This is a genomic window from Pseudomarimonas salicorniae, assembly GCF_023156535.1.
Taxonomy (GTDB): domain Bacteria; phylum Pseudomonadota; class Gammaproteobacteria; order Xanthomonadales; family Xanthomonadaceae; genus Pseudomarimonas; species Pseudomarimonas salicorniae.
The window spans coordinates 258,756-281,953 of the sequence record NZ_JALNMH010000003.1 but is presented as its reverse complement, the minus strand read 5'-3'; the positions used below and the strand labels follow the sequence as shown (position 1 = coordinate 281,953).

The 23,198-nt window shown below is 69.9% G+C and carries 24 protein-coding genes; 11 read left to right on the top strand and 13 right to left on the bottom strand.

The window, feature by feature from the left end:
- Positions 1 to 89: 89 nt before the first annotated feature.
- The 3 genes from M0G41_RS05515 to smpB are packed head-to-tail and all read right to left on the bottom strand — an operon-like array spanning position 90 to position 2,163.
- Positions 90 to 464 carry a DUF6164 family protein gene (locus M0G41_RS05515; protein ID WP_248206233.1) on the bottom strand — a complete coding sequence of 125 codons (375 nt, stop codon included), beginning with the start codon at positions 462 to 464 and terminating at the stop codon, positions 90 to 92.
- 3 nt (positions 465 to 467) lie between these two features.
- Positions 468 to 1,679: a pyridoxal phosphate-dependent aminotransferase gene (locus M0G41_RS05510; RefSeq protein ID WP_248206229.1), complete on the bottom strand. Its 1,212-nt coding sequence runs from the start codon at positions 1,677 to 1,679 to the stop codon at positions 468 to 470.
- Entirely contained in the window at positions 1,672 to 2,163 is a 492-nt protein-coding gene (gene smpB, locus M0G41_RS05505; RefSeq protein WP_248206226.1) for an SsrA-binding protein SmpB, read from the bottom strand. The genes M0G41_RS05510 and smpB overlap by 8 nt, the downstream gene beginning before the upstream one ends.
- Before the next feature lie 71 nt (positions 2,164 to 2,234).
- On the opposite strand from smpB, the gene M0G41_RS05500 reads away from it, so the two are divergent.
- Both M0G41_RS05500 and M0G41_RS05495 read left to right on the top strand, forming a co-directional pair.
- Positions 2,235 to 2,666 carry a type II toxin-antitoxin system RatA family toxin gene (locus tag M0G41_RS05500; protein ID WP_248206224.1) on the top strand — a complete coding sequence of 144 codons (432 nt, stop codon included), beginning with the start codon at positions 2,235 to 2,237 and terminating at the stop codon, positions 2,664 to 2,666.
- Between the two features lie 5 nt (positions 2,667 to 2,671).
- Positions 2,672 to 2,986, top strand: a complete 315-nt coding sequence (locus M0G41_RS05495) for an RnfH family protein (RefSeq protein ID WP_248206222.1) — start codon at positions 2,672 to 2,674, stop codon at positions 2,984 to 2,986.
- Between the two features lie 22 nt (positions 2,987 to 3,008).
- Here the strand turns inward: M0G41_RS05495 and M0G41_RS05490 are convergent, their stop codons facing one another.
- On the bottom strand, positions 3,009 to 3,401 hold the full coding sequence (locus tag M0G41_RS05490) for an outer membrane protein assembly factor BamE (RefSeq protein ID WP_248206220.1): 393 nt from the start codon (positions 3,399 to 3,401) through the stop codon (positions 3,009 to 3,011).
- A 133-nt stretch (positions 3,402 to 3,534) separates the two neighbouring features.
- Here M0G41_RS05490 and fur point away from each other — a divergent pair, with 133 nt between their 5' ends.
- The gene (gene fur, locus M0G41_RS05485) at positions 3,535 to 3,963 is read left to right on the top strand and encodes a ferric iron uptake transcriptional regulator (protein WP_248206217.1); all 429 of its coding nucleotides are present in this window, start codon (positions 3,535 to 3,537) and stop codon (positions 3,961 to 3,963) included.
- A 257-nt stretch (positions 3,964 to 4,220) separates the two neighbouring features.
- Here the strand turns inward: fur and recN are convergent, their stop codons facing one another.
- On the bottom strand, positions 4,221 to 5,897 hold the full coding sequence (gene recN / locus M0G41_RS05480; protein ID WP_248206214.1) for a DNA repair protein RecN: 1,677 nt from the start codon (positions 5,895 to 5,897) through the stop codon (positions 4,221 to 4,223).
- Positions 5,898 to 6,026: 129 nt separating this feature from the next.
- On the opposite strand from recN, the gene hrcA reads away from it, so the two are divergent.
- The 7 genes from hrcA to M0G41_RS05445 all read left to right on the top strand — a co-directional run bounded on the left by hrcA (position 6,027) and on the right by M0G41_RS05445 (position 13,422).
- Positions 6,027 to 7,049 (top strand): heat-inducible transcriptional repressor HrcA, encoded by a 1,023-nt coding sequence (hrcA, locus tag M0G41_RS05475; protein WP_248206343.1) that lies wholly within the window; start codon positions 6,027 to 6,029, stop codon positions 7,047 to 7,049.
- Positions 7,050 to 7,562: 513 nt separating this feature from the next.
- On the top strand, positions 7,563 to 8,093 hold the full coding sequence (grpE, locus tag M0G41_RS05470) for a nucleotide exchange factor GrpE (protein ID WP_248206211.1): 531 nt from the start codon (positions 7,563 to 7,565) through the stop codon (positions 8,091 to 8,093).
- A gap of 204 nt (positions 8,094 to 8,297) precedes the next feature.
- Complete coding sequence (gene dnaK / locus M0G41_RS05465; protein WP_248206207.1) at positions 8,298 to 10,226, top strand: molecular chaperone DnaK; 1,929 nt, start codon at positions 8,298 to 8,300, stop codon at positions 10,224 to 10,226.
- Between the two features lie 142 nt (positions 10,227 to 10,368).
- Positions 10,369 to 11,496 (top strand): molecular chaperone DnaJ, encoded by a 1,128-nt coding sequence (gene dnaJ, locus M0G41_RS05460; RefSeq protein WP_248206202.1) that lies wholly within the window; start codon positions 10,369 to 10,371, stop codon positions 11,494 to 11,496.
- 69 nt (positions 11,497 to 11,565) lie between these two features.
- Positions 11,566 to 12,258 (top strand): 4-hydroxy-tetrahydrodipicolinate reductase, encoded by a 693-nt coding sequence (gene dapB, locus M0G41_RS05455; RefSeq protein WP_248206199.1) that lies wholly within the window; start codon positions 11,566 to 11,568, stop codon positions 12,256 to 12,258.
- Entirely contained in the window at positions 12,249 to 12,521 is a 273-nt protein-coding gene (locus M0G41_RS05450) for a GNAT family N-acetyltransferase (RefSeq protein ID WP_248206197.1), read from the top strand. Before dapB ends, M0G41_RS05450 begins: the two co-directional genes overlap by 10 nt.
- A gap of 526 nt (positions 12,522 to 13,047) precedes the next feature.
- Complete coding sequence (locus M0G41_RS05445) at positions 13,048 to 13,422, top strand: VOC family protein (protein WP_248206193.1); 375 nt, start codon at positions 13,048 to 13,050, stop codon at positions 13,420 to 13,422.
- Positions 13,423 to 13,672: 250 nt separating this feature from the next.
- Here M0G41_RS05445 and M0G41_RS05440 read toward each other — a convergent pair whose 3' ends face one another.
- The 5 genes from M0G41_RS05440 to M0G41_RS05420 all read right to left on the bottom strand — a co-directional run bounded on the left by M0G41_RS05440 (position 13,673) and on the right by M0G41_RS05420 (position 16,703).
- On the bottom strand, positions 13,673 to 14,428 hold the full coding sequence (locus M0G41_RS05440; RefSeq protein WP_248206191.1) for a type 1 glutamine amidotransferase: 756 nt from the start codon (positions 14,426 to 14,428) through the stop codon (positions 13,673 to 13,675).
- Positions 14,429 to 14,434: 6 nt separating this feature from the next.
- On the bottom strand, positions 14,435 to 14,839 hold the full coding sequence (locus M0G41_RS05435) for a GFA family protein (protein WP_248206187.1): 405 nt from the start codon (positions 14,837 to 14,839) through the stop codon (positions 14,435 to 14,437).
- Entirely contained in the window at positions 14,836 to 15,717 is an 882-nt protein-coding gene (locus tag M0G41_RS05430; protein ID WP_248206184.1) for a PhzF family phenazine biosynthesis protein, read from the bottom strand. The genes M0G41_RS05435 and M0G41_RS05430 overlap by 4 nt, the downstream gene beginning before the upstream one ends.
- A gap of 103 nt (positions 15,718 to 15,820) precedes the next feature.
- Positions 15,821 to 16,393: a putative metalloprotease CJM1_0395 family protein gene (locus M0G41_RS05425; RefSeq protein ID WP_248206182.1), complete on the bottom strand. Its 573-nt coding sequence runs from the start codon at positions 16,391 to 16,393 to the stop codon at positions 15,821 to 15,823.
- A gap of 64 nt (positions 16,394 to 16,457) precedes the next feature.
- Positions 16,458 to 16,703 (bottom strand): hypothetical protein, encoded by a 246-nt coding sequence (locus M0G41_RS05420; RefSeq protein ID WP_248206181.1) that lies wholly within the window; start codon positions 16,701 to 16,703, stop codon positions 16,458 to 16,460.
- A 150-nt stretch (positions 16,704 to 16,853) separates the two neighbouring features.
- Here M0G41_RS05420 and M0G41_RS05415 point away from each other — a divergent pair, with 150 nt between their 5' ends.
- Positions 16,854 to 18,236, top strand: a complete 1,383-nt coding sequence (locus M0G41_RS05415; protein WP_248206179.1) for a class II fumarate hydratase — start codon at positions 16,854 to 16,856, stop codon at positions 18,234 to 18,236.
- 447 nt (positions 18,237 to 18,683) lie between these two features.
- Here the strand turns inward: M0G41_RS05415 and M0G41_RS05410 are convergent, their stop codons facing one another.
- Genes M0G41_RS05410 through M0G41_RS05400 form a run of 3 tightly spaced genes read right to left on the bottom strand, consistent with a single transcriptional unit; the run spans position 18,684 to position 23,162 of the window.
- Complete coding sequence (locus tag M0G41_RS05410) at positions 18,684 to 20,792, bottom strand: TonB-dependent receptor family protein (RefSeq protein WP_248206176.1); 2,109 nt, start codon at positions 20,790 to 20,792, stop codon at positions 18,684 to 18,686.
- Positions 20,792 to 21,946: a methyltransferase domain-containing protein gene (locus tag M0G41_RS05405; protein WP_248206173.1), complete on the bottom strand. Its 1,155-nt coding sequence runs from the start codon at positions 21,944 to 21,946 to the stop codon at positions 20,792 to 20,794. Before M0G41_RS05405 ends, M0G41_RS05410 begins: the two co-directional genes overlap by 1 nt.
- Positions 21,933 to 23,162: a TIGR03862 family flavoprotein gene (locus M0G41_RS05400; protein WP_343226463.1), complete on the bottom strand. Its 1,230-nt coding sequence runs from the start codon at positions 23,160 to 23,162 to the stop codon at positions 21,933 to 21,935. The genes M0G41_RS05405 and M0G41_RS05400 overlap by 14 nt, the downstream gene beginning before the upstream one ends.
- Positions 23,163 to 23,198 lie beyond the last annotated feature (36 nt).

Sequence of the window (23,198 nt, the reverse complement as noted above, 5' to 3'; positions counted from 1 at the left end):
CCCAAGCATTCTAGCCCGGAAGCTCATGACGGCTCAGCGCCCCCCCTGGACACCGCGTGCCCGGGCCGACGGTTTGCGCGAACCCGGGCTCAACCGAGCAGGCCGGCGAGCCAGAGGAACGGCAGGATGGACAGGGCCAGCGCCACAAGCAGGCCGAGCCACTGCGCCGCGCTGACCAGCGGGCGTTCGCGGAAGCGCTGAAAGAGGGTAGGCACCTCGCCGCGCTGCGCCGCTTCGGCAAATGCGGCCCGGGCACGTTCGCCCCGGCCTCGCTGATATTCCTCCAGCAGCGTCCGCGCCTGCGCCAGCCCACCGTCCTCGACCAGCCAGATGGCGCCGTGCGAGATGCCCCAACGGCTCGGCTCGGTGCGGTAGTGCTCGATGCGGTTGTCGTCGAGCAGGGTGCGGATCTCCTCGTACTCGTCGACCGGCACGTCGCGCAGCGACATCAGGAAGGCGGACATGTCTCAGGCCTCCGCGGCCGCGGTCGCCCAGCGCGAGGCAACCCGGCGGATGGCGGCGCAGGCCTCGGCCAGGCGCGGCCGCGGTGCCACCAGGCTGAGCCTGAGTCCCTGGCGCAGGCTCTCGCCAAAGGCAATCCCGGGCATCAGGGCGACGGCCTCGTCGGCGAGCAGGGCCTCGGCGAAGGCGGTGCCGTCCAGGGCGTGCCCGGACAGGTCGATCGAGACGAACATGCCGGCACTCGGAACGATCGGCTGCAGCCCCGGACAATGGTCCAGCGCGGCAAGGACGGTGCGGGCGCGCTCGGCGTACTCGCGACGCATGGCCTCGGCCTCGGCCGGCGGCGCAGTCAGCGCCTCGGCCAGCGCGTCCTGCAGGAAGGGCGGGGTGCCGAACAGACCTGCCGTGGCCAGCGCCTTCAGGCGGACGATCAGGTCAGGCGGCGCCAGGCACCAGCCCAGCCGCCAGCCGGTCATCGCAAAGCGCTTGGAGGCGCTGCCGATGACCACGATGCGGTCATGTTCGGCATGGTGTCGCCAGACCGAATGGAAACCGCCCTCGAACATCAGTTCGCCGTAGACCTCGTCGGCGACCAGCCACAGCTGCTGTCGGCGGCAGAGCTCGACGATGCGCTCGACCTCCTCGGCCGGCGTGATCACGCCGCAGGGATTGCTCGGCGAGTTCAGCAGGACGACGCGGGTCGCCGGGGTCAGCGCGGCCGCGATACCCGCCGCGGTGAGGTGCCAGCCGCTGTCGCGCGTGTCGAGGGCGCGCATGCGCGCCCCGCAGGCTGCGATCACGCCGGGATAGGTGGCGTAGTAGGGGTCGGCGATGATCACTTCGTCGCCCTCGCCGGCCAGCGCCTGCATCAGCATGAACAGGGCGTTCTGGGCGCCGGCGAAGACCTGCACCTGGCCCGGGTCGCAGTCGCTGCCGGACAGCTCACGATGGTGGGCTGCGATCGCTCCGCGCAGGGCGGTGTCGCCGGCGATCGCCGGATAGTGGGTGCGGCCCGCACGCAGCGCCCGCCAGGCGGCCTCGCCGATGGAAGGCGGGGTGTCGAAATCCGGGTCGCCCACCGACAGCATGCAGACCTCCCGGCCCGCCAGCTGCATGGCGATGGCCTTGCCATGCAACGCCCAGGCCTGGGAGGCCGGGTCGGCGGTCAGCCGTTCGATGCGCGCCGGAAAGCGCGGGCGGGAGGGCGTGTCATGCATGGGGATTGCCCCGGCGCATCACCCGCTGCTTCTCGCGGTTCCAGTCGCGCTCCTTCTCGGTGGCGCGCTTGTCGTGGCTTTGCTTGCCCTTGGCGAGGGCAAGCTCCAGCTTGACCTTGTTGCCCTTCCAGTACATCGCGGTGGGCACGAGTGTGTAGCCCTCGCGCTCCACCCGGCCGATCAGCCGGTCGATCTCGTGGCGGTGCAGCAGCAGCTTGCGGGTTCGCCGGTCGTCGGCCAGCACGTGGGTCGAAGCCGAGATCAGCGGCGTGATCTGGGCACCGAACAGGAACAGCTCGCCGCCGCGGATCACCGCATAGCTCTCGCTGATGTTCGCCCGACCGGCGCGGATCGCCTTCAGCTCCCAGCCCTGCAGGGACAGGCCCGCCTCGAAGCGATCGCCCAGCGCATACTCATGCCGCGCGCGTCGGTTCAGCGCGATGGTCTTGTCGGTTCCGCTATTCTTGGCCGCTTTCTTGGACATGGGATCGCTTCCTTGCGTGGGATTCTGGCGGAACCGGATACCGGCTGGCGAGCCTTGACGGAGTCAGGACGTTGAGCCGGGTCGAACGCAGTGCCCTGGTCAGGGCCAGCGCCGAATCGATGTTCGGCCTGGTCGACGACGTCGACAGTTACCCGCGCCGCTTCGCCTGGTGCGATGAAGGCGCCGTGCTGGAGCGCGGGGAGGACTGGCGGGTGGCCCGGTTGGCCGTGCGCCTTGGTGGGCTGCGTGTCAGTTTTACCACGCGTAACCAGGTCGAGGCGGGACGGAGCATCCGTTTGAAGCTCGTTGAAGGGCCGTTCAGCGACCTGCACGGGCACTGGGACTTCGTGCCGCTGGCCGAGAACGCCTGCCGGGTCAGCCTGATGCTCGACTTCGAACTCGCCGGTCGCTTCCTCGGCTCTGCGCTGGCCAGCGGCTTTCGCGGATTTGCCGACCGGCTGGTCGACGATTTCGTCCGCGAGGCCCGTGAGACCCTGGGCTGAGCCCGATGCGTATCGATGTGGTCTACGCTCTCCCACAGCGCTGCTGGCGCTGGCAGCTGCAACTCGCCGAGGGGGCCTGCGTGTCGGATGCCCTGGCCGCAGCGCCGCTCGAGGAGGCTGGCCTGGATCGCGGGGATCTGCCGCCGGCGGTCGGGGTGTTCGGTCGCGAGGTGATGCCCGACCACCGGCTGCGCGACGGTGACCGCGTCGAACTCTACCGGCCGCTGCTCTGCGACCCCAAGGCGGTACGCCGCGAGCGGGCCGAGCGAGAGCGTCAGGAGAGGCCGCGGTCCAGGCCGCAGCCACGGGCACGTCGCTGAAAGCGGGGTGATCCGCGCCGGATCAGGAACGACCGGCGCGGCGCCGGTTGCGCTCCTCGCGCGGCAGGTTGCCGTAGCGGCGCATCTCGCGGACCAGCTCGACGTCGTTCTCGGGGAAGTAGTCGCCCTCGATGCTGACCAGCTGCTCGCCTTCGAACTTCAGGACCAGGTTCTTGACCTCGGTCTTCGACCCGCGCTGGCTGACCGTCGCGAGGTAGTCCCAGCGCGACTGGTGGAACGGATCCGCGACCGAGGGCGTGCCCAGCAGGGCGATGACCTGGCGCTTGTTGAGTCCGGTCTTGAGCTGTTCGATGTCGGTCGCGCGCAGCAGGTTGCCCTGGTAGACGTCGACCTTGTAGATCACCCCGCATCCGGCGAGGAAGGAGAGGCTGGCGGCGAGTACGAGTGCGCGCATTGAACCATCGGAAGTGCGGGAAGCGGCCGATGATACACTAGCGCCCACCCGCTGCCCGCCTAGCGCCGCGGGCCGTTCAGCCGGTGGAACCGGCGTTCGCCACGACACGGCGACCCAGCGTCGAGGAGAGACCATGGAATCGCAGGACCTGCGAAAGGTTGGCCTGAAGGTGACCCACCCGCGCATGCGCGTGCTGGAGATCCTCGAGAGCTCCAGCCCGCGGCACATGACCGCGGAGGATATCTACCGGCAGCTGCTCGACAACCAGGACGACATCGGCCTGGCCACGGTCTACCGGGTGCTGACCCAGTTCGAAGCCGCGGGTCTCGTGATCAAGCATCACTTCGAGGGCGGCCAGGCGGTCTTCGAGCTCGACCGCGGCCAGCACCACGACCACATGGTCGACGTCGACAGCGGCAAGGTCATCGAGTTCGTCAGCGAGGAGATCGAGCGCCTGCAGCGCGAGATTGCCGACAAGCACGGCTACGTGATCGAGGATCACAGCCTGGTCCTCTACGTGCGCAAGAAGAAGGACGCCGGTCAGGACGCCTCGCGCAAGTAGCGCCTCCGGCGGTCGCGCCCTCCGCGCCCGCAGCATTGTCTCCTCCGTTCCGGCCCGAAACTCGATTCATCCGTGTCCGTTCGCCCTGAGGTATCGAAGGGCGAACCCTCGACCTCGCCGATTGCCGTTCATGCTTCGATACCTCGGCACGAACGGCTAAGGGGTGTGCGGGGTGCCTCGAGGCCCGCGCGTTGCGTCGGTGCGCCAAGGCAGCACCCTATCGGGCCTCCGGGACCCGCCCGGATTCGGACTTCGAATCAGGGATTGCTTGCCGCCTGCGCCAGCATCTGCCGGGCATGGGCCAGGGTGGTGTCGGTAATCTCGAGACCGCCCAGCATGCGCGCCAGCTCCTCGACCCTGCCGGAGGCGTCGAGCCGGCGCAGCTGGCTTCGAGTGACCCCTTCCTCGATCCGCTTGCTGACCTGGAACTGGTAGTGGCCCTGGGCCGCGACCTGGGGCAGATGGGTGACGCAGAGCACCTGGCGATGGGCGGCCAGTGCGCGCAGCTTGAGCCCGACGACCTCGGCGATGGCGCCGCCGATGCCGCTGTCGACCTCGTCAAAGACCATGGTCGGCACGCCATCGCCGCCGAAGGTGGCCACCTCGATGGCCAGGCTGATCCGTGACAGCTCGCCGCCGCTGGCCACCTTGCGCAGCGGACGCGGTGGCTGGCCGGCGTTGGCGCTGACGCAGAGCTCGGCGCGTTCTGCGCCGGCCGGATGCGGGTCGGGTCCGGCCTGCGGACTGAGCTCCACCAGCAGACGGCCGCCGCTCATGCCCAGCTCTTCCATCAGCGCCGAGACCTCGGTGCCCAGCCGGGCGGCGGTCTTCTGGCGCGCGGCGGTCAGCCTGCCGGCCGCATGCGTCCAGGCTTCCGCGGCTGCGGCGATCTCGCGATCGATCCGCTCGCGGCGTCCGTCGAGGTCCTCCAGGCGCTCCAGCTCCTCACGCAGGCGGTCGCGCAGGTCGGCCAGCTCCTCCATCCGCACCCGGTGGCGACGGGCCAGTTCGTGAAGGTCAGAGAGCTCGCGCTCCACCGCCTGGGCGGAGTCGGCGTCCAGTTCGAGGTCGCCGGCGCAGCGCTCAAGCTGCAGGGCGGCCTCGTCGAGCTGGATCGAAGCGGTGTCGAGCAGGGCCACGGTGTCTTCCAGGGCCGGTAGATGCTGGGTCACCCGCTCCAGGGCGTGGCGCGCGGAGAGCAGGGCGCCGCGGGCGCCGCCGGTGCCGTCCTCGGCCAGCCGCTGCTGCGCCGATTCCAGCGCCTCGGCGATCTGCTGCGCCGCGGCCAGACGGCGCTGGCGCTGGGTCAGGGATTCGATGTGTTCAGGGTCGAGGCTCAGGGCGTCGAGCTGGGCTAGCTGGTGGCGCAGGTAGTCGATGCGCTGGGCCGGGTCGCCGCCGCCTTCGAGGCCGTCGCGTTCGTCGACCCGGGCGCGCCAGAGGCGATGGGCCTCGAGCACCGCGGCGGCCAGCGCCTCGTGACCGCCGAATCCGTCGAGCAGGCGCAGCTGCTGGACGCGGTCGAGCAGGGCCTGGTGCTCGTGCTGACCGTGGATCTCGATCAGCATGCCGGCCAGTTCGCCAAGCTGCCCCGCCGTTGCCGGAGAGCCGTTGATCCAGGCCCGCGAGCCGCCGTCGGCGCGGATCACCCGGCGCAGCAGGCAGCGCGACTCGTCGTCCAGCTCGCGTTCGCGCAGCCAGGCCCGGGCCGGGGAGTCGCTGTCGATGAGGAATTCGGCGCCCAGTTCGGCGCGGTCGGCGCCATGGCGGACCACACCCGGATCGGCGCGCGAGCCGGAGAGCAGGAGCAGGGCGTCGACCAGCAGGGACTTGCCGGCACCGGTCTCGCCTGAGATCACGCCCAGCCCCTTCTGGAGGTCGAAATCGACCGCCGTGGCGATGGCGAAGTCCTTGAGATAGAGACGGGTCAGCATGGGCGCCCTCGGAAGGGCGCGAACGGTACCACGGGCATCGCGCATCGCCAATCCACCCTTGCGCCGCGGCCGGGTTGGCCTTATCTAATGGGCAGGTCCCCAAGCCTGGTCGAACGCGTGAGCCCCAATCTGCTGGACAGTCGAGCCCGGGCCCTTTTGCGCGCCCTGATCGCCCAGTACATCCGCGATGGGGTGCCGGTCGGCTCCCGCACGCTGTCCAAGCACAGCGGGCTCGATGTCAGCCCGGCTACCATCCGCAACGTCATGGCCGACCTCGAGGACATCGGCCTGGTCTCGACGCCGCACACATCGGCCGGCCGCGTGCCCACAGCCCAGGGATACCGGGTGTTCGTGGACTCCCTGCTGCAGGTCGGCGCGCCGGACGTGCGAGAGGTGCAGCAGCTGCGCGCGCGGCTGCCGGCCGGGCAGGGCACCCAGCAGGTGCTCAGCGGCGCCTCCGAGCTGCTCTCGGCGATGACCCACTTCGTGGGCCTCGTCACGGTGCCCAAGCGCGAGCAGTTCGCCTTCCGGCACATCGACTTCGTTGCCCTCGACGGCAACCGGGTGCTGGTGATCCTGGTGTTCACCGACAACGAGGTGCAGAACCGGATCATCCAGACCTCGCGGCCGTTCTCGCCGTCGGAGCTGGAGCAGGCCTCGAACTACCTGAACGCGCACTACAGCGGCCGGCATCTCTCCGAGATCCGCCGCGACCTGGTCCGCGAGCTGCGCGAGACGCGTTCGGCCATGGAGCGCGCCCTGGCCACCGCCATCGACCTGTCCGAGGCCGCGTTCGGTGAGTCCGACCCCGAGGATGTGCTGGTCGCAGGCCAGACCCGGCTGATGGGCGTTCAGGACCTCTCCGACCTCGAGCGCCTGCGTGAGCTGTTCGAGGCCTTCTCCCGCAAGCGCGAGCTGGTCCAGCTGCTGGAAGGCTGCATCCACGCCAAGGGCGTGCGGCTGTTCATCGGCGAGGAGTCCGGGGTCGCCCCGCTCGACCAGTGCACCGTGGTCACCGCGCCCTATGGCGCCGAGGGCAAGGTCCTCGGCGTCCTGGGCGTCATCGGCCCGACCCGGATGGCCTATGAGCGGGTCATCCCGGTCGTGCAGGCCGCCGCCCAGGCCGTCGGCGAGGCGCTCGCGCAGCGCTGAGGGGCGGGTTCGGGCGCAAAGAAGACGTTCATAGGGGGCGGCTGGCCGCGCCGCGCGTACCGTCCGAACGTCCGTATCGGTGCGCCAAGGCACACCCTATGGGCCTTCGCCGACCCCCAACGAAGCCCGACTGTAGGAGCGCACATGGGCGCGACCGCGGAGTTCCGCTCTGGCCGCGGTCTGTGATGAATCCGTAGCGCTGCGGTCGCGCCCAAGGGCGCTCCCACAATTTGGCTGCGGCAAGGCCTGCTTTGCGGCGCAAACCGGACCTTGCAGCACCGTTGCGTGTAGGAGCCAGCTTGCTGGCGATCGTCCCGTCCGGGGCGCCTATCGCCAGCAAGCTGGCTACATTTGGGATCTGCGGAAGGTCTGCTTCGCGTCCTGACCGGCCTTTCCGTTGCCGCCGCATACGGCCCTGCCGCGGGCGCTTGAATTGCCTGGGCCCGCCCCCATTTCCGGGAACATGTTGGCCGGCGGGGAGCGCCGGCTGGATCCAACGCAGACGGAGTGAGCATGCAAGCGACCGAATCCAATCCGGCCGAACAGGGCCAGCACGTGTCCGACGAGGCCCTGGAGGCCGAGGACCGCGCGTCCGACGCCGAAGCCCGCATCGCCGAGCTGGAGGCCGCCCTGCTGGCGGTCCGCGACGAGCAGCTGCGCGAGCGCGCCGACCTCGACAACCAGCGCAAGCGCATGGCCCGCGAGCTCGACCAGGCCCGCCGCTTCGCAAACGAGCGCCTGCTCAGTGAGCTGCTGCCGGTCATGGACAATCTGGAGCGCGGCCTGGAAGCCGGCGGCACCGACTTCGAACGCCTGCGCGAAGGCGTCGAGCTGACCCTGCGGCAGCTGCAGAAGGTCGCCGAGGATCACGGCCTGGTCCCGGTGCCCGGCGCCGGCGCCCCGTTCAACCCCGACCACCACCAGGCAGTAAGCGTCGCGGAGTCCAGCGACCACCCCGCCGACACCGTGGTCAGCGCGATGCAGAAGGGCTACCTCCTCAACGGCCGCCTCCTGCGCCCGGCCCTGGTGGTGGTGGCCAAGTAGCAGGGCCTAGGGCTCAGGGCCTAGGGCTCAGGAAGAGCAGGGCGCCGCGAACTGGCGGGCTGTTCGCTCCTCCTGAGCCCTGAGCCCTGGCCTCTGAGCCCTGGGGCGCGAGCGCCCCCTTGAATCACGCCGTCCTCACCTCCACCTAGCCAACCAACAGGCGGTCGCCCCGGCCGCAGCATTGAAAATCTTGGGAGACATCACATGGGCAAGATCATCGGTATCGACCTGGGCACCACCAACAGCTGCGTTGCGGTGATGGAGGGTGGCACGGCCAAGGTCATCGAGAATTCGGAGGGCGATCGCACCACGCCGTCCATCGTCGCCTTCACCAAGGACGGCGAGACCCTGGTCGGCGCCTCGGCCAAGCGCCAGGCGGTGACCAATCCGAAGAACACCTTCTACGCGGTGAAGCGCCTGATCGGCCGCAAGTTCACCGACGCCGAGGTGAAGAAGGACATTGACCTGGTGCCCTACGGCATCATCGCCCACGACAACGGCGATGCCTGGGTGGCGACCGCGGACGGCAAGAAGATGGCGCCGCCGCAGATCTCTGCCGAGGTGCTGGGCAAGATGAAGAAGACCGCCGAGGCCTATCTCGGCGAGACGGTCACCGAGGCGGTGATCACCGTCCCGGCCTACTTCAACGACAGCCAGCGCCAGGCGACCAAGGACGCCGGCAAGATCGCCGGCCTCGAGGTCAAGCGCATCATCAATGAGCCGACCGCGGCCGCGCTCGCCTACGGCCTCGACAAGAAGGGCGGTGATCGCAAGATCGCGGTCTATGACCTCGGCGGCGGTACCTTCGACGTCTCGATCATCGAGATTGCCGAGGTCGACGGCGAGAAGCAGTTCGAGGTGCTGGCCACCAATGGCGACACCTTCCTTGGCGGCGAGGACTTCGACAAGCGCGTCATCGACTATCTCGTCGAGGAGTTCAAGAAGGATCAGGGCATCGACCTGCGCAAGGATCCGCTGGCCCTGCAGCGCCTGAAGGACGCCGCCGAGCGCGCCAAGATCGAGCTGTCATCCAGCCAGCAGACCGAGGTCAACCTGCCGTACATCACGGCGGATGCCTCGGGCCCGAAGCACATGGCGATCAAGCTGACCCGCGCCAAGCTCGAAGCCCTGGTCGAGGACCTGGTCAAGCGCACCATCGAGCCTTGCAAGGTGGCGCTCAATGACGCAGGCGTCCGTGTCTCCGACATCGGCGAAGTGATCCTGGTCGGCGGCCAGACCCGCATGCCGCGCGTGCAGGCGGCGGTCACCGAGTTCTTCGGCAAGGAGCCCAAGAAGGACGTCAACCCGGACGAGGCCGTGGCCATTGGCGCGGCGGTGCAGGGCGGCGTGCTGGCCGGCGACGTCAAGGACGTGCTGCTGCTCGACGTCACCCCGCTGTCGCTGGGCATCGAGACCCTCGGCGGCGTGATGACCAAGCTGATCGAGAAGAACACCACCATCCCGACCAAGGCCTCGCAGGTGTTCTCGACCGCCGAGGACAACCAGACCGCGGTCACCGTGCACGTACTTCAGGGCGAGCGCGAGCAGGCCCGCTACAACAAGTCGCTGGCCAAGTTCGACCTGTCCGGCATCGACAACGCGCCGCGCGGCATGCCGCAGATCGAGGTCAACTTCGACATCGACGCCAACGGCATCCTGCACGTCTCGGCCAAGGACAAGAAGACCGGCAAGGAGCAGCGGGTCGAGATCAAGGCTGGTTCGGGTCTGTCCGACGACGAGATCCAGCGCATGGTCGCGGACGCCGAGGCGCATCGCGAGGAAGACAAGAAATTCCACGAGCTGGTCGGTGCCCGCAACAAGGCCGACGCCCTGATCCACGCCACCCGTGGCGCCATCAAGGAGTTCGGCGGCAAGGTGCCGGCCGACCAGATCGGAGCGATCGAGTCGGCGCTGTCCGATCTTGAGACCGCCATGAAGTCCGATGACAAGGCGCAGATCGAGGCCAAGACCGCGGCCCTCGAGTCGGCCGCCCAGTCCCTGCAGGCCGCCGCCGCGGCCGGCTTCCAGGGCGGCGACGGCCCGGGTGACGCCGGTGGCGGCAGCGCCGGCGGCGGCAAGGCCGACGACGTGGTCGACGCCGAGTTCACCGAGGTCAAGGACGACAAGAAGTGATGACGTGATTCGTGATTCGTGATTGGTGATTCGTAGAGCCAACGGCGCTCACGAGTCACCAGTCGCGGATCGCGATGCGTTTCAGGCCAACGCGCGGCCGCTTTGGCGAATCACGAATCACCCATCACGAATCACGGCTTCCATGAGCAAACGCGACTACTACGAAATCCTCGGTGTGCAGAAGAGCGCCACCGAGGAAGAGCTGAAGAAGGCCTACCGGCGCCTTGCGATGAAGCACCACCCGGATCGCAATCCGGGTGACAAGGCGGCCGAGGAGGCGTTCAAGGAGGCCAAGCAGGCCTACGAAACGCTCTCCGACCCGGCCAAGCGCAGGCTCTACGACCAGCATGGCCACGCCGCCTTCGAGGGCGGCATGGGCGGCCGCGGCGGTGCGGGGCCCGGCTTCGCGGATGTGGGCGACATCTTTGGCGACATCTTCGGCGACATCTTCGGCGGTGGCCGTGGCCGGTCGCAGCCGCGACGCGGGGCTGACCTGCGCTACGTCATGGAGCTGGACCTCGAGGAAGCCGTGTTCGGCGTCGAGCGGCAGATCGTCATCCCGACCCTGGTCGGCTGCCAGACCTGCGACGGCTCGGGCTCCGAGGACGGCAAGGTCGAGACCTGCGGCACCTGCCGCGGCCAGGGCCGGGTGCGCATGCAGCAGGGCATCTTCTCGGTGCAGCAGGCCTGTCCGCATTGCTCGGGCACCGGCAAGGTGGTCAGCAAGCCGTGCAAGACCTGCCGGGGCCAGGGGCGGATGGAGTCGGAGAAGACCCTGGCCGTCAAGGTGCCGGCCGGCGTCGACAACGGCGATCGCATCCGGCTCGGTGGCGAGGGCGCAGCCGGGCCCGCTGGCGCGCCGCCGGGAGACCTCTACGTCGAGATCAGCGTGCGCGAGCACGACATCTTCCAGCGCGACGGTGATGACCTCTACTGCGAGGTGCCGATCCGCTTCTCGCAGGCCGCGCTCGGCGCCGAACTGCACGTGCCCACCCTCGATGGCGAGGCGGTGATGCGGATTCCGGCGGAAACCCAGACCGGGCGCATGTTCCGTCTCCGCGGCAAGGGCGTGAAGTCGGTGCGCAGCCATGCGCCGGGCGATCTGATGTGCAAGGTGGTGGTCGAGACACCGGTCAAGCTGACCAAGCGCCAGCGCGAGATCCTCGAGGAGTTCGAGGCCAGCTTCGAGGGCACCGGTCAGGAACACTCCCCGCGCGCCAGCTCCTGGCTGGATGGTGTGAAATCCTTCTGGGAGCGGATGACCACCTGATCCCCGCGCGCCTCGCTTTGCGGCATGCTGGGCGCCTGACATTCGGAGGGTAGTCGGCTGAACATCCTGTTGCAGGGCGCAAGCGGCCGACTCGGCCGTGCCATCTCCGAGCTTGCCGGAGACGATCCGGCGTTGTCAGTGCGTGCGGTCTCCCGTGATGCCGGCGCGCGCCTTCCCGCGGCCGACGTGCTGATCGACGTCTCGGTGCCCGACGGGCTGGCCCGCAGCCTGGATATCGCCCGGCAGCAGAAGCTGCCGCTTGTCTGCGGTACCACCGGGCTTGGCGACGAACAGATCGATGCGCTGAGAACGCTGGCGAGTGAGGTGCCGGTGCTGCACGCGCGGAACTTCAGCCTCGGCGTGGCCGCGCTCGCCCGCGCCGCCGGCGAAGTGGCCCGGCTGCTGGACTGGGACGTGGAGATCGTCGAGGCCCACCACCGGCACAAGCGCGACGCGCCGTCCGGTACCGCGCTGGCGCTCGGCGAGCGCATCGCCGAAGCGCGTGAGCGATCGCCCGAGTGGAGCGAGCGGGTCGCCGCGCCGGGCCCCCGCGAGCCCGGCTCGATCGGCATGGCCGTGCTCCGCGGTGGATCAGTGGTCGGCGATCACTCGATCCACTTTCTGGGCGAGGATGAACGCATCGAGCTGCGCCACCAGGCCGAGCACCGCAGGCTGTTCGCCCGCGGCGCCCTGCTGGCCGCGCGGCGCCTGATCGGCCGCCCCGCGGCCTGGTACAGCTTCGAGGAGGTCCTGTGGTCCTGAATCCCGAACACCCCGAACCGCGTCACGAGCCGGCGCAGTCCCGCTTCATCATCGACGACAGCCGCGGCCAGGCCGTCCTGGAATATCGCCTCGGCGAGGGCAGGGTGGACTTCACCCGCACCTTCGTCCCGCCCACGATGCGCGGCGGCGGCGTCGCCGCCCGGCTCGTCGACGCGGGTCTGGCCTGGGCGGAACGCGAGGGCCTGGAGCCTCTGGGCAGCTGCAGCTACGTCGGCGCGGCACTGGCCAAGCGCAAGCGCTAAGACACCGCTCCCGCGCGCCAGCCCGCGACGCGGATGCGCCAGAAGTGCAAACCCGTAGCCATCTGACCGCATTCGCCGGCCCAGTTGCCCACCATGGCCGGCAGCCCCGGCCACGGCCGGCAGCAGAGTGACCGGCCGGCATCGGCCAGGGCTGGGCGTTTTGTAACGTCAAGTTCGGGCGCGAAGTTCGCATTCGCCCCGGCCCCGCTGTAGGAGCCAGCTTGCTGGCGATAGGCGCCCCGGATGGGACGATCGCCAGCAAGCTGGCTCCTACATTCGGGTGTTGTGGAAGGTCTTCTTCGCGCCCAAAGTACACATCACCAAACCCACGTTCTGGGTCGGCAGCAGCCGGTCTGCGTTTCGCCGGCACTCGGCAGTAGAGTGGAAGGTCGTGCCTCGGTCCGCCGGCAAACCCGGTCTTTCAGCTTCGCAACGAGCGATCAACCCTCTGGCCCGACGCGCCTGAGGATTCCCGTCTAAGGCCCGGGCGTTTTACCCTGTGCGCTCCTTCGAGCGGAGCAGCGCGATGATCGGCTACGTCACCCTGGGCACCAATGACATCGCCCGTGCGGCGGGCTTCTACGACGGGCTGCTGGCCGAGATCGGCGCCAAGCGGATCATGGAAGGCGAGCGCTTCATCGCCTGGGGAGCATCGATGAGCACGCCCTCGCTCGGCGTGATCACCCCATTCGACGGCAAGGCCGCGACCCATGGCAACGGCACCATGATCGCCCTCGTCGTGCGCAAGCCGGAGCAGGTCGATGCGCTCTACGCCAAGGCCATCGAACTCGGCGCCACCGACGAGGGCAAGCCCGGCCCACGTGGGCCGAACTTCTACGCGGCCTACTTCCGCGACCTTGACGGCAACAAGCTCAACTTCTTCTGCATGACCGGCGCCTGAGGCCTCCCGGTCCGTTTCCTTTCGCGGCTGTGGATGAAAGGGAGGCGTGGCGAACGGAGATTGGGGGCGCGAAGCAGACCTTCCGCAGAACCCGAATGTAGGAGCCAGCTTGCTGGCGATCGTCCCATCCGGGGCGCCTATCGCCAGCAAGCTGGCTCCTACAGCGGGACCGGGGCGAATGCGAACTTCGCGCCCGTTCCTGCCGCCCGTTGGGGCCACTCCCAATGGCCAATCGTCAACGGAGCGCAGCTCAGGCCCACTCGCGGGAAGGCAGGACGATGCGTTTTTCGGGCCTGCCGACCAGGTCGAGGAAGCGGCCGAAGACCGTCTCGGCGTGCGCCTGCATGCCGTCGATCAGCCGTGCGGATTCGTCGAGGATCTGCTCTGGCGTGCGGCCGAGGCCGCTGTCCAGCAGCTCCTGGCGGTAGGCCGGCGTACCGAGCCAGCGACGGATCAGCGGCAGGTCCATTTCGAGGTGGAACTGCAGGCCGTAGGCCGAATCACCCCAGCGAAACGCCTGGTTAGGGCAGCCGGCGGTGCTGCCGAGGTGGGCGGCGCCCTCGGGCAGATCGAAGGTGCAGCCGTGCCACTGGAAGATGGGGGCCTCTTCAGGCAGAGCTCCGAGCACGCCGTCCGAAGCTGCCGCTTCGCGCGGCAGCCAGCGGTACCAGCCGATCTCCTGCTCGCTATGCCGGCGCACTGGTGCGCCCAGCGCATGAGCGAGGAGCTGGGAGCCAAGGCAGATGCCGAGTACCGGGCGGCCGAGCGAGAGCATGCGCTCGATGCAACGCAGTTCGGTGAGGAGGTGCGGGCGATAACGAACGTCGCCGACGTTCATCGGCCCGCCGAGCACCACCAGGCCGCGGTAGCGGTCGACCACCGGCCGGGCGTCCGGCTCGCGCTCGAAGTTGACGAAGCGGATCCGGTGCCCGCGCCGGCGGATCAGGGCATCAAGGGTGCCGAGCGGCTCGGCGGCGACATGCTGGAAGACCAGGATGCGGGACAAGGACTTCTACACCTCCGCCTTGCGCGGCAGGCCATCGGCGGGGTCGGGCCGCGCCCAGTCAACGTGGGTGTTCCAGAACACATGGGCCTGCGGGGCGCGGTCGACCTTGCCGTCGATCACGGCGCGGGCGATGTGCAGTTCAGCGGGCCAGCGCTGCGAGCGGAAGAACATCGGGCTGCCGCAGCGGCCGCAGAAGCCGCGCTCGGCTCCCGCGCTTGAGGCATACCAGCGCAGCTGGCCCTTGCCGTCCTCGATCCGCGCGCGGTCGCTGTCCATGCCGAGCCAGGTGACGAAGGCGGCGCCGTGGGCCCGGCGGCACATCGTGCAGTGGCAGTGCGCCACCCACTTGCTGGGCAGGGTGAGCCGCACGCCCACCGCACCGCATTGGCAGCGCCCGCTCGCTTCGCTCATCCGTCGATCTCCCATTCGGCCTCGCCGCGGACGATGGTATGACTATGGCCGCCGACCCAGATTGTGCCGTCGGCGTCGTAGCCGATCTCGATCAGGGCGTCATGGCCGATCTCGCGACCCTGGCTGACCCGGTAGCCACCGGCCAGGTCGCCTTCAGGCTCGCTCTGCGCGAGCCAGCTTGCAATCAGACCGTTGGCGGCGCCCGAGGCCGGGTCCTCGGCGATCCCGACGCCTGCAGGGAAGGCGCGCACGGCGAGCTGCGGCGTCGATCCGGTGCGGGCAAAGCCGCACAGGCCGAGCGTATCCGAGGCCTCGGCCAGTTCGGCGATCGCGGCGACCGGCGCCCGCCATTCGCGCAGCGCGGCCTCGCTGGCGAATTCGGCGATCCACCAGCGCCGGCCACCCTGCATGCAGGCCAGATGGCCGGGGCTGCGCAGGCGATCCTGCAGCAGGTGCTCGGCCAGCCGCCGCTGGCCATCGCTGGCCGGCGCCACCTGGCCCGGCGGCGATCGCAGGAACAGCCAATCCTCGCCGTCGACTGCGGCGTGGCGGATCGGAATGGTGCCGATCCCGCACTGCTGGTGCAGCACCTGGGCCTGCGGCAGCCGGCCGGCATCGATCAGCGCCTGGGCCGTGCCGAGGCTGGGGTGGGCGGCAAAGGGAATCTCACGGCCAGGCGTGAACATGCGCACCCGGTAGTCGGCGTCCGGATCCTCGGCGGGCAGCACGAAGGTGGTCTCGACGAGGTTGGTCCAGCGGGCGAAGGATTGCATCGCCCGGTCGCTCCAGCCGCGGGCATCCAGTACGACGCCCAGCGGGTTGCCGCCTCCGCGGCGGGCGGCGAACACATCCATCTGCCAGTAGGCGAAGCGGGTCATTCGGGGTTCCGGAACCGTCGGCCGTGCAGGGTGCCATCACCCGGCGCGATTGCGAAGCGGAAACCAGATAAGCGAGAGGAATGAGGCTCTGCCCCTGGTCGGCTCAGGCGACCTCGGAAAGCTGCTCGCCCGGGGTGGACCGGGCGTCGCTGCTGACCGCCTGATAGGCGGCGTCGCGCTCCTGGCGGGCGAGCTCCAGGCGGGCGCTCTGTTCCATGCGTGAGGCCTGGGCCGCCACCTGCAGGTCCTGTGCGGAGGGTTGGGCCGGAGCCAGCGCCGCGGCGCGGATCTGGCGGGCCTTGTCGAGGGTGGCCTCGGGATCGCCGCGCACCGGCGAGGTGTCGATGCCGACCTCGCCACCTACCGCGTAGCGGCGGTTGTCCGGACCGATCTGGTAGACGTAGGTCGGGCCCGAGGTGACGATCGATCCCCCGGCAGCGACGTGGGCCTGCTCGTGGGCGCGGACCTCGCGGTCGCGGGCGGCGAGCTGGGCGAGCTGGCGCTGGACGGCCGGGTCCTGCAGCGGATCCTCGCGTCGGGCAGGCGTGGCGGCGGGTGACTGGGTCGATGCTTCGGTGCCGGGCGTCTCCGCCGCGGCCTCGACCGGCGCGGCAGGCCGCGTGCCGGGCGCAAAAGCGACCGGCGAGTAGCCGCCCCCTGTGCCGAGAACGATCACGCGTTCCGCCTGCGGTGCGTGGCATCAGCCGTCGCCCGCTCCCGTTCCGCCCGGGGCGGGCGGATCAGTGGCGGATCTGCATCGGCGGGTTCTGCTCCAGCGTGCCGTCGCTGCGGATGACCGCAAAACTGCGCCGATCGCCATCGAAGACCACCGGCGTGACGTCCTGGAACGGGCGATGGCGGATGAATTTCAGTTCCCATCCGAACATTTCCAGTTCGCGAAGCGTTTCCAGCTGCTCAGGATTGAGCTCCTGCTTCAGCATCGCCAGGCGCAGCGCTGCGCCGCTGCGGCGTTCCTGGTCGGCCATAGGACCCCCTGTCTCGTCCAAGCCCGCCTCCATGCTACCCCCGCCCGCCGGGCCTCGCCACTGTGCCGCCTCCGGGGCTTGGAGGACGGTGGGCGATGGCTGCCGCAGCCGTTAGGCTGGGCGTCGGCAGCACAGCAAGGAGAGGTCGTCATGAGCACCCGCAGCGAGCGCGACAGCCTGGGCACGGTCGAGGTCCCGGCCGAGGCGCTCTGGGGCGCGCAGACCCAGCGCGCCGTGGACAACTTCCGCATCTCCGGGCAGGCCATGCCCACCGCCTTCCTGCGCGCCCTGGCTCGCATCAAGGGCGCCGCGGCGCGGGCCAGCCAGGCGCTGGGCGGCCTGGACGAGACGCGCGCCGGAGCCATCGCCGCGGTCGCCGAGGCCATCGCCGGCGGAGAGCATGCCGAAGCCTTTCCGGTTGAAGTGTTCCAGACCGGCTCGGGCACCTCCAGCAACATGAACATGAACGAGGTCATCGCCCGGCTCGCTGGCCAGCGCGGCGTCGAGGTGCACCCGAACGACGACGTCAACCGCTCGCAGAGCTCGAACGATGTCGTGCCGAGCGCGATCCAGCTGGCTGCGACGGATCGCCTGATGAACGCGCTGATGCCGGCGCTGGCCCACCTGCGCGCCGTGATCGGTGAGCGCGCGACCGCGCTCGCCGAGGTGGCCAAGACCGGCCGTACCCATCTGATGGATGCGATGCCGCTGACCTTCGGCCAGGAACTCGGCACCTGGGATGCCCAGCTGGCCGGCTGCCAGGCGGCCCTGCGCGAATGCCTGCCGCGGCTTGCTGCGCTGCCGCTGGGCGGCACCGCGATCGGCACCGGAATCAACGCGGCCGACGGCTTCGCCGAGCGCGCCGTGGCCGAGCTGCAGCGCGCCACCGGCCTCCCGGTCAGCGCCGCGGACAACCGCTTCGAGGGCATCGCCGGGCAGCAGGCGGCGCTCGAGCTGGCCGCCAAACTCGCCGCCTTGGCGGTGGTGCTGGGCAAGATCGCCAACGATCTGCGCTGGATGAACTCCGGTCCCCTGGCGGGCCTGGGTGAGATCAGTCTGCCGGCGTTGCAGCCGGGAAGTTCGATCATGCCCGGCAAGGTCAATCCGGTGATCTGCGAGGCCGTGGTCATGCTCGCCGCGCAGGTGCAGGGCTGCCATCTGGCGGTCTCGCTCGGCGCCCAGGGCGGCAATTTCCAGCTGAACACCATGTTGCCGCTGATCGCCCACAACCTGCTGCCGCCGATCGACTGGCTGGCCGAGGGCATGCGCCTGCTGGCCGAAAAGGCCATTGCCGGTTTCGAGGTCAACCGCGAGCGCATCGAGCAGAACCTCTCGCGCAACCCGATCCTGGTCACCGCCCTCAATCCGCTGATCGGCTATGAGAAGGCCGCCGCCATCGCCAAGCGCGCCTATCGCGAGCAGCGCACGGTGTTGGAGGTGGCGCTCGAGGACAGCGGCCTCGACGAGGCCACCCTCAAGCGTGCCCTCGACCCGCTGAAGTTGACCCGCGGCGGGGAAGCCGGCGGGGAATGACCGCGCGAGCGCCGGAGCGAACGAACGTTGGGCGAACTCAGGGCGCGAAGCAGACATTCATAGGGTGCGGCTGGCCGCATCGGGCGTGCCGTCCGAACGCCCGTATCGATGCGCCAAGGCACACCCTATGGGGCTGCGGCGACGCCCAACGAAGCCCGACTGTGGGAGTGCCCTTGGGCGCGACCGCGGAAATCCGCTCTGGCCGCGGTCTGTGGTGAATGCGTAGCGTCGCGGTCGCGCCCAAGGGCGCTCCCACAATTTGACTGCGGCAAGGCCTGCATTGCGGAGCAAACCGGACCTGGCAGCGCCGTTGCGTGTGTAGGAGCCAGCTTGCTGGCGATAGGCGCCCCGGATGGGACGATCGCCAGCAAGCTGGCTCCTACGTTCGGGTTTTGCGGAACGTCTGCGTTGCGCCCGGAGGCGCCCTTCCGGACGACCGGCTGGCGCTCACTGCGCGCTGAAATCCCACTGCAGGCCCACCGAGACGGTGCGTCCGGGGCCGGGCTCGTAGTAGCGGCCGTTGCCTTCGTTGACGATCACCGAGCCCACGTGATCCCGGTCGAACAGGTTGTCCAGGCGCAGGAAGGCCCGCCAGGCCGCGCCGGCCGAATGCCAGCGGCGTTCGGCGAGCAGGTGGGTCAGCCCGTAGCCGGGCGCCCGTTCCCCGGCGGCGTCTGCCACCCGCACCGACGACAGGGCCTCGGCCTCGAGTGCAAACCGCCAGGCCTGCCACGGTGTCCAGTCCAGCCGCAGATGCGCCTGTCGCGCGGCAAGGCCGGGGATGCGGCTGCCGGCGGGCACCGGCGTGGCCGGATCGGTGCAGCCCGGGCCGCTGCATTGGACGAAGGGCGAGCGGAAGCGGGCGTCCAGCCAGGTGGCCGTGGCCTGCACTGCCCACACTTCGCTCAATCGCAGGTCGAACTGTGCCTCGATGCCCTGGCGGCGGCTGCTTCCGACATTGCGAAAGCTGCTGCGACCGCCGACATTCCTCACCACCGCCAGCTCGTTGCGGGTATCGCCACGGAAGGCCACCAGGCGCCAGGCATGGCGGTCGCCGGCCGCGCCTTCAAGGCCGGCCTCGAACGAACGGCTGATCGCCGGGCGCAGGCCGAAGGCGAGGCCCGCGCCGCCGTCGGCGCGGTAGGACAGCTCGTTGAAGGTCGGCGTCTCGAAGCCGCGCCCATAGGCCATCCAGCCGCGCAGCCCGGGTGACCAGCGATGGACAAGGCCGGCCACCGGCGTGGTCTCGGCATAGCGCACGCTGCCGCTGTCATCGGGATTGCCGGCGGCGATGAAGCCGTCCCGCGAGGCAAAGCGCACCTCGGCCCGGCGCAGCCCCAGAAGCAGGCTGCTGGAGGCGCATGGCGCCCACTGCAGTTGGGCGTAGTGGTCGCGGCTCTCGACGCTGTTGCGCTCGTCACGGCGCAGTCGGCCGCGCACCCCGAGGCGCTCGTCGATGAAGTTCTCGAAGCCACGTCGGCGCTGGTCCAGGCGTTCCAGCGCGATGCCGAGGGTCAGCGACAGCTCGCCGGCGCCAGCTGACCAGATCCGCGCATGGCGCAGGTCGGCCCCGTCGTAGACGTTGTCGAGGTCGATCACGCCGCCGCTGCTCAGCGGATTGCGCTGGGCGAAGACGGGCACGGAGAGGAACTGCTCGATGTCGCGCTCGCCGCGGTAGGCGGCCAGTCGCCACTCGCTGCCATCGTCGAGGTCGAGCTGCCAGCTGGCGCCGAGCTGGGCCTGGCTGACGGACTTGCGGGTATTGAAGAGCAGGGCGGCCGAGGTAGCCTGGGAGGGGTCCTCCCGCCACTGCTCGCGCGTCAGGCCCAATGGGTCGAGAGTCTGCGGCGAATCGAACAGATTGAAGGCGATCTGCAGCCGGCTGGCGGATCCAGCGTCGAAACCGAACAGCCCGTTGAGCCCGTTGCGTTCGACCTCGCTGTGCTCACGGAAACCGTCGCTGGCGAAGCGCGCGGCGGTCAGCGAGGCGTCGTAGCCGCTACCGGCGTGCAGCCAGCGGGCGCTGGTGTCGTAGGCGCCATGGCTACCGGTCGCCGCGCGCAGGCGCCAGGCATCGCCGGTGTCGATCCGCGCCGAATGCACCTGGATCACCCCGCCGGCGGCATTGCCATACAGCGCAGAGAACGGTCCACGCAGAACGTCGACGCGGCCTGCCGAGGCGAGCAGGAAGTGCGAGAGCTGGCCCTGGCCGTCGGGCAGGGTGGCGGGAATGCCGTCGAGGTAGAGACGGATACCGCGGATGCCGAAGGTGGCCCGGGCGCCGACGCCGCGGATCGACAGCTGGGTGTCCTGGGCAAAGTTCTGCCGCTCGCGGACCAGCACGCCGGGGAGGCGGGCCAGCGCCTCCCCCAGCCCGACCTGCAGGCTGTCGGTGTCATCGACGTACAGGCGGTCGAGCGTCGCGGGCAGCAGCGCCGGCGACGCATTCTCGAGGGGAGCGCCGACCACTTCTATGGTTTCGAGTGTGGCGTCCTGCGCCTGCACCACGGGCGCCAGCGCCAGCCCGATAAGTGCCGTCCGCCGGCTGCCTTTCATCAAGAGTTCCCTGGGTGATCGCGGTGCTCAACGAATACCAGCACCTCGCTGTGCGGGGTGTGAGGAAACATGTCGAAGAGGCGGGCCTTGCGCGGTAGGTAGGACGGCAGGCGGGCGAGGTCGCGGGCGAGGCTCTGCGGATTGCAGCTGGAATACAGCAGATGCGCCGGCGCGGCCTGCTCGATGGCCTCGCAGAGCGCGCCGCTGATGCCGCGGCGCGGCGGGTTGACCACCAGCAGGTCGAGGCCGGTGAGCAGCGAGGCGTCGACGGCGTCCGCATCGGCACGCTCGAAGCGCGGCGCCGGACCTGGCGCGGACGCCTGGCCGAGCGCCGCCGAGGCCACGGCCGCTGGATGGATCTCGACGCCGCGGATCTCGCGGCCCGGTGCAACCAGGTGTTGGGCGAAGCCGCCAATGCCGCAGTAGAGGTCCAGCACCCGTGACAGCGGCAGCTCGCGGCACCAGTCGCGGGCCTGCCGGTAGAGTGCCGCGGCGACTTCCGTATTGGTCTGCCAGAAGCCGCCCGGCTGCAGGCGCAGTTGGACGTCATTGATGCCGAGGGTCAGATGGCTGTCGCCGTCGAGCAGGATCTCTTCCTCGCCCTCGACGATGGCCGCATGCAGCGGCTGCAGGTTGACCGAGAGCACCTGCAGGCCGGGCAGCTCGGCGCGCAGCCAGGCCTGCTCGCGGCGCAGGCGGCCCAGCGCTTCCTGCGAGCGCAGGACGACGCGCAGCATCAGCCGGCCGCTGGGCGGGTCGATCGACAGCAGCAGGTACTTGAGCTCGCCGCGTCGCTCGGGCACCCGGTACGGCGTCAGTCCGGCGCGCTGCACCAGGGCGCGCAGGGTGGGCAGACAGGCGACGATGCCCGGCTCGTACAACGCGCAGTGTGGCAGGTCGACACCGCGGCCGTCGCCGTCGAGGATGCCCAACGTCGGCGCCTCGACGCTGCCGCCGACGACCAGCTTGGCCTTGTTGCGGAAGCCGGCCAGCGCGCTGGGTTGGGCCGGAAGCCAATCAAAGTGTTGTGAGGGGTCGATCAGCTCGCGGCAGACGCGCTGCTTCTCGGCGAGCTGCGCCGCGTAGTCGCGCTCGATCCATCCGCAGCTGCGGCATTCACCGCGGACGAAGTGGCCGCAGTCAAGCCGCGCCATCGTCCTGTCCGAGGCTGCGCCGCGCGGCAATGCCGGCGGCGCGCCCGCTGGCCATGCAGGCGGTGAGCAGATAGCCACCGGTCGGCGCGTCCCAGTCGAGCATCTCGCCGGCGCAAAAAACGTCGGGGCGCGCTTGCAGCGCGCACTCGGTAGAAAGTGATTCCGCCGCGACGCCGCCGGCCGTGCTGATCGCCTCCGCCATCGGCCGCGGCAGGCCCAGGCGCAGAGGCAGCTGATGGATGCGTGCGGCCAGCGTCGCGGGATCGGCGAGGCTCGCCTGGTCGAGGCATTCGCGGAGCAGGGCGGCGCGCACGCCGGCAAGGCCGAGGCGACGGCGCAGCACCTCGGACAAGGAACGCCCATTGCGCGGCGCGCGCAGCGCCTCCCGCGTGCGCCGCGAGTCCCCGCCGGGGATCAGGTCCAGTTCGACATCGACGCCGCTCTCGTCGGCGGCGCCGGCCAGGGCCTGGCCCTGGGCGTAGACCAGCGAACCCTCGAGGCCGTAGTCGGCAACCAGCAGCTCGCCCTGGCGCCAGGCACCACCCGGCACGCGCAGGGCCACCGGCTTGATCGGTTCGCCGGCAAAGCGCTGGCGGAACAGGTCGCTCCACTCGACGGTGTAGCCGACATTGCTGGCGCGCAGCGGCGTCACCTGCGCTCCGGCGGATTCGAGCAGCGGTACCCAGGCGCCATCCGAACCCAGCACCGGCCAGCTGCCGCCGCCCAGCGCAAGGATGCTGCGCCGGGCGGTGACCCTCGGCTCGCCGTCCGGCGACTCGAAGACCAGGGCACCGTCCACCCAGCCGCGCCAGCGATGATGCACGTGGACCTGCAGGCCCTCGGCGCGCAGCCGGCGCAGCCAGCTGCGGAGCAGCGGCGCGGCCTTGAAGTCCTTGGGGAACACCCGACCCGAGCTGCCGACGACGGTCTCCACACCCAGTTCCCGCGCCCATTCGCGCAGGGCGGCGGCATCGAACTCGCGCAGCCAGGGCTCGACCATCGGTCGGGTCGCCCCGAAGCGCGTGAGGAATCTTTCGCCGTCCTCGGAGTGGGTGAGGTTCAGCCCGCCCTTGCCGGCAAGCAGGAACTTGCGGCCCACCGAGCCCTTGGCCTCGAACAGGTGCACCGACAGGCCGGCCCCGAGGCAGGCCTCGGCCGCCATCAGGCCGGCGGGCCCGCCGCCGATCACCGCGATATCCACTTCCTGGGTCGCCACCCGGCACCTGCATCCGCTGCATCGCGGCGTTCCGCC

Coding starts and splice junctions, on each gene's coding strand:
- M0G41_RS05515 (WP_248206233.1), bottom strand. CDS start 464: ATGTCCGCCTTCCTGATGTCGCTGCGCGACGTGCCGGTCGACGAGTAC.
- M0G41_RS05510 (WP_248206229.1), bottom strand. CDS start 1,679: ATGCATGACACGCCCTCCCGCCCGCGCTTTCCGGCGCGCATCGAACGG.
- smpB (WP_248206226.1), bottom strand. CDS start 2,163: ATGTCCAAGAAAGCGGCCAAGAATAGCGGAACCGACAAGACCATCGCG.
- M0G41_RS05495 (WP_248206222.1), top strand. CDS start 2,672: ATGCGTATCGATGTGGTCTACGCTCTCCCACAGCGCTGCTGGCGCTGG.
- M0G41_RS05490 (WP_248206220.1), bottom strand. CDS start 3,401: ATGCGCGCACTCGTACTCGCCGCCAGCCTCTCCTTCCTCGCCGGATGC.
- fur (WP_248206217.1), top strand. CDS start 3,535: ATGGAATCGCAGGACCTGCGAAAGGTTGGCCTGAAGGTGACCCACCCG.
- recN (WP_248206214.1), bottom strand. CDS start 5,897: ATGCTGACCCGTCTCTATCTCAAGGACTTCGCCATCGCCACGGCGGTC.
- grpE (WP_248206211.1), top strand. CDS start 7,563: ATGCAAGCGACCGAATCCAATCCGGCCGAACAGGGCCAGCACGTGTCC.
- dnaK (WP_248206207.1), top strand. CDS start 8,298: ATGGGCAAGATCATCGGTATCGACCTGGGCACCACCAACAGCTGCGTT.
- dnaJ (WP_248206202.1), top strand. CDS start 10,369: ATGAGCAAACGCGACTACTACGAAATCCTCGGTGTGCAGAAGAGCGCC.
- M0G41_RS05445 (WP_248206193.1), top strand. CDS start 13,048: ATGATCGGCTACGTCACCCTGGGCACCAATGACATCGCCCGTGCGGCG.
- M0G41_RS05435 (WP_248206187.1), bottom strand. CDS start 14,839: ATGAGCGAAGCGAGCGGGCGCTGCCAATGCGGTGCGGTGGGCGTGCGG.
- M0G41_RS05430 (WP_248206184.1), bottom strand. CDS start 15,717: ATGACCCGCTTCGCCTACTGGCAGATGGATGTGTTCGCCGCCCGCCGC.
- M0G41_RS05420 (WP_248206181.1), bottom strand. CDS start 16,703: ATGGCCGACCAGGAACGCCGCAGCGGCGCAGCGCTGCGCCTGGCGATG.
- M0G41_RS05415 (WP_248206179.1), top strand. CDS start 16,854: ATGAGCACCCGCAGCGAGCGCGACAGCCTGGGCACGGTCGAGGTCCCG.
- M0G41_RS05410 (WP_248206176.1), bottom strand. CDS start 20,792: ATGAAAGGCAGCCGGCGGACGGCACTTATCGGGCTGGCGCTGGCGCCC.
- M0G41_RS05405 (WP_248206173.1), bottom strand. CDS start 21,946: ATGGCGCGGCTTGACTGCGGCCACTTCGTCCGCGGTGAATGCCGCAGC.